This window comes from Planctomycetota bacterium (genome assembly GCA_016872555.1).
In the GTDB taxonomy this organism is placed as follows: Bacteria; Planctomycetota; Planctomycetia; order Pirellulales; family UBA1268; genus F1-20-MAGs016.
In genome coordinates this window covers 1-3,404 of sequence record VGZO01000115.1, presented here as the reverse complement: position 1 = coordinate 3,404, position 3,404 = coordinate 1, and the positions used below count along the sequence as shown (strand labels likewise).

3 protein-coding genes are annotated in these 3,404 nt (G+C 72.0%); all 3 read left to right on the top strand.

What is annotated here, in order from left to right; translation table 11 throughout:
- Positions 1-507 precede the first annotated feature (507 nt).
- Positions 508-2,169 (top strand): hypothetical protein, encoded by a 1,662-nt coding sequence (locus tag FJ309_17240; GenBank protein ID MBM3956319.1) that lies wholly within the window; start codon positions 508-510, stop codon positions 2,167-2,169.
- On the top strand, positions 2,166-3,194 hold the full coding sequence (locus FJ309_17235) for a hypothetical protein (protein MBM3956318.1): 1,029 nt from the start codon (positions 2,166-2,168) through the stop codon (positions 3,192-3,194). The genes FJ309_17240 and FJ309_17235 overlap by 4 nt, the downstream gene beginning before the upstream one ends.
- A 55-nt stretch (positions 3,195-3,249) precedes the next feature.
- Positions 3,250-3,404, top strand: a 155-nt coding sequence (locus FJ309_17230) for a carboxymethylenebutenolidase (GenBank protein MBM3956317.1), incomplete at its 3' end; no start/stop codon positions are given.

Sequence of the window (3,404 nt, the reverse complement as noted above, 5' to 3'; positions counted from 1 at the left end):
CCCGGTCGATCTTCCACAGCCCGAGGCCGACGGCAGGCAGCGGCTGGTCGGCGGCGCCAAACGCGGCGGGCACGGCGACGGGGAGCGTGGTGGAGGGCATTGGGGAGGGGAGTGGGAGGATAGAGGAGTGGGAGGGTAGGGGAGTGGGAGGATAGGGGAGTGGGAGGATAGGGGAATGGGGGAGTGGGGGAGTAGGGGAGCCACGATGCCAAAGGGCCTGGGAGACAGGAGACAGGAGCAAGAAACAGGAGACACGAGACACGAGTAACGACCGGCAGGGTGCAGCAGGCGCGGCATCATCGCGGGCGTGATCGAACCAACGCGACGACGAGCGACCACGAGCGACCACTGTAGCGGAGCCAGTCGAGGAAGCCCGTCCCTCCGGCAGAGTCGGCACCTGGAGCCGCGACATGCCCACAGCCCCGTTGGCGTATCATCACGCCAGCGCGCGGCCAAAACGGCGGCTCTCGAGAGACGGCTCTTCCGACGGCGAGCGTCTTCATCTTCATGAAAACCCGATCTGCTCCCAGTGACGCCGGCAAGCGTGGCGCGAAGTCGAGACGGCCGTCCCGACATGCATCACGCGCCCACCGTGCATCACCGTTCCGCCATCCATGGGGCCCGCGTAGCCCCTCCGCCGTCGCCCTCGCATCGTCCCGTCGCAACCTCGTGCGGGTCGATGCGAGGGCAGAGGCGCGAGGGGCGTCCCCCTCTGCAGAGCCCGAGCTGAGGCTGCCCCCTCGTGCTTCCTCGGTCAGACCAAGACCGGTCGGGCGGTGTCGCATCGCATTCGCCATCACTGCGCTCCTCCTCACCCCCGCAGCGAGCGCTACCGAGCCAGCCTGGCGCGTCGGCGTGGCCCGGCGCGTGATCACGCCGACGGAGCCTGTGTGGCTGGCGGGCTACGGCACGAAGCGCGAGCCCGACGGAAAACACCACGACCTGTGGGCCAAGGCGCTCGCCTTCGAGGCGGCCGACGGCGGCCGGGCGGTGCTGATCACCAGCGACTTCCAGGGGGTGCCGGCGAGCATGAGCGACCGCGTCTTCGCGCGGCTCGCCGCCGACCATGGCCTCGACCGGGCGCGGGTGATGTTTGCCTACTCCCACAACCATTCGAGCCCGCGCCTCGGCGACGATCTCCTCGACTACTATCCGGTCGATCCCGCCCAGGAAGCGCTCGTCGAGCGCTACACGACGTCGTGCGTGGAGACCTGCGTCGGGCTCGTCGCCGACGCGCTGGCCGCCCTCGCCCCCGCCACGCTCCGTGTCGGCGTCGGCCGGACGACGTTCGCGGTCAACCGCCGCGACAACCCCGAAACCGAGGTCGCCGAGCGGATCGCCCGGGGCGAACCGCTCCGTGGCGTCACCGACCACACGGTGCCCGTGCTCACCGTCACGCGTCCCGACGGCCGGCTCGACGCGATCCTCTTCGGCTACGCCTGCCATCCGACGACTCTCTCGGCGACGACCTACTGCGGCGACTACCCCGGCTTCGCCCAGGTCGCCCTCGAACAGTCCCACCCCGGCACGACGGCGCTGTTCGTCAACACCTGCGGCGGCGACCAAAACCCGCTCCCGCGCCGCAGCGTCGCGCTGTGCCAGCGGTATGGCGCGATGCTCGCCGCCGGCGTCGAGGAGGCACTGCGCGGCGTGCTCGAGACCGTGCCCTGCCGGCTGCGGACGGCGTTCCGGATGATCGACCTCGACTACGAGCGCGTCGTCACCGCTGCCGACCTTCGTGCCGCCGCCGACGACGGCAACGCCATCAAGGCGCGCTGGGGGCGGCGGTTGCTGGCGAAGCTCGAAGCGGGAGGCTCGTTCGCTTCGGCCTATCCCTACCCGCTGCATGCCTGGCGGCTCGGCGACACGCTCGTCGTCGGCATGGGTGGAGAGACGGTGGTCGACTACGCGCTGCGCTTCAAGCGGCAGTGGGGGCCGGGCACGTGGGTCCTCGGCTACACCGACGACATGGCGGCCTACATCCCCTCGCGGCGCGTCTGGGAGGAAGGGGGCTACGAAGGGGGTTCGTTCCTCTATGAATATGGCCGGCCGGCCTTCCGCTGGGCCGGCACGGTCGAAGACACGGTCACGCGCGCCGTGGAAGCGCTCGTCGACGAAATCGACGCCGCGCCGTCCCCACGGCGCCCCGCTCCGGAGAACCCACGATGACACTCGGCTGCCGCTCGACGCTGCCCCTCCCGGCCGGCTGGCCGGCCGCATCCCGCGGCCGCGAGTTTCGTCCACGGTCTGCGAGCGCCGTGGTCCTCGCCGCCCTGCTGGCTTCGGCAGGCGCACCAAGCCCGGCTGCCGCAGCCGACCTGGTGGCGAAGGGGGAGGAGGGGCGGGTGGTCGTCGGCGAAGTCGGCGGGGCGCCGGTCGCGAGCTTCGTCTATGCCGACCGGGCGATCGGTCGGCCGGCGCTCCGCGATCTGCGCGCGCCCGGAGGCCTGCTCGTCACGCGCCCCTGTCCGCCGCGGCCGGGGATCGACGCAAGTGACCATGCCACGATGCACCCGGGGGTGATGCTCTGCTTCAGCGATCTGTCGGGCGCCGATCCATGGCGCCACAAGACGGCCGTGCGCGTGACCGCCTGCACGCCCGAGCCAAGCCCGGCCGGGACGGCCGCGATCACCTGCGTGAGCGAGTATCTCGACACCCCCGCCGACACGCCGGCAGCCGGCGTGGTCTGCCGCGAGCGGTCGCGGATCACGCTGTCGGACCGAGCGCTCGCCGGCCATCCGGTGCGCGTCGTCACCTGGGAAGGGGAGCTCGCCGCCGCGGGCACGCCGGTGGCGTTCGGCGACGTCGAGGAGATGGGGTTGGGGATCCGGCTGATCGGCTCCCTCGCCCCGCGCGGCGGTGGCCGGTATCTGGCCGATCACGGCGGCGTGAACGAAAAAGAGGTGTTCGGCAAGCGGGCGGCGTGGGTCGACGCGGCAGGGGAGGAAGAGGGAGCGCGGGTCGGGGTCCTCGTCGTCCCCGCTGCCGGCCGGCCGTGGCGGTTCCACGCCCGCGACACAGGCTGGTTGCTTGCCAATCCGTTCGGCAGCCGCGCCTACGGGGCGGCCGAGCCGGGGGGAGCGGCGCTCGCACCGGGTGCCACGCTGTCGCTCCGCGTCGTGCTCATCCTCCATGGCCCGGTCCCGGACGACGCCCTGGGGCGCATTGCTGCCGAAGCGGCGGCGCTGCGGTAGGCTGCCCGCCGCTCGACGCTCGACACCCGACCCGCATGCCCTCCGGAGCCGACCGATGGTTCTCTCCACCGATGCTTCCGCTGCCGATTCGTCGCTCAGCCGCCGCGGGGCCGTGACCACGCTCGCCGCCGGGTTCGCGCTGGCCGTCCAGCCGATCGGCGCCCAGACGATCACCACCGACACCGACGGCCTCGTCGCCGATGTCGTCCA

What these genes read in the sequence shown, in the direction of transcription:
- FJ309_17240 (MBM3956319.1), top strand. Translation starts at nt 508, where the DNA reads ATGAAAACCCGATCTGCTCCCAGTGACGCCGGCAAGCGTGGCGCGAAG.
- FJ309_17235 (MBM3956318.1), top strand. Translation starts at nt 2,166, where the DNA reads ATGACACTCGGCTGCCGCTCGACGCTGCCCCTCCCGGCCGGCTGGCCG.